At 71.4% G+C, this 273-nt stretch carries 1 protein-coding gene; it reads left to right on the top strand.

Annotation, left to right across the window (positions count from 1 at the left end; all coding sequences use genetic code 11):
• A partial coding sequence (locus RZA33_RS19975) for a tetratricopeptide repeat protein (protein ID WP_416337892.1) occupies positions 1-172 on the top strand: 172 nt, incomplete at its 5' end.
• Positions 173-273 lie beyond the last annotated feature (101 nt).

Consider the following 273-nt stretch of genomic DNA (forward strand, 5'->3'; position numbering starts at 1 on the left):
CCCGGTTGAGAAGCGTGACCGTGGGCTGGCGTTGGCCGCGCTTGGCGCCAATGCCGCTGCGGCAGCCGACCTCGCCGCCTACCTGGCCGCACGTGGCGACGCCCCCGATGCCGGGGCGCTGCGAGCGCGGCTTGCGACTTTGGTCGAGCGGGGGGCGCCGCCACTTCAGTGACAATCGGCGCCCTTCTTAGCCACCGATGATGACCCTCAGCCAGCCCCAACGCACCGCCCTCGCCTGGGTGGCGGTGGCCATCGTGTCCGCCCTTCTGTTGT

It is taken from the genome of Halovibrio sp. HP20-59, assembly GCF_033052795.2.
In the GTDB taxonomy this organism is placed as follows: Bacteria; Pseudomonadota; Gammaproteobacteria; order Pseudomonadales; family Halomonadaceae; genus Vreelandella.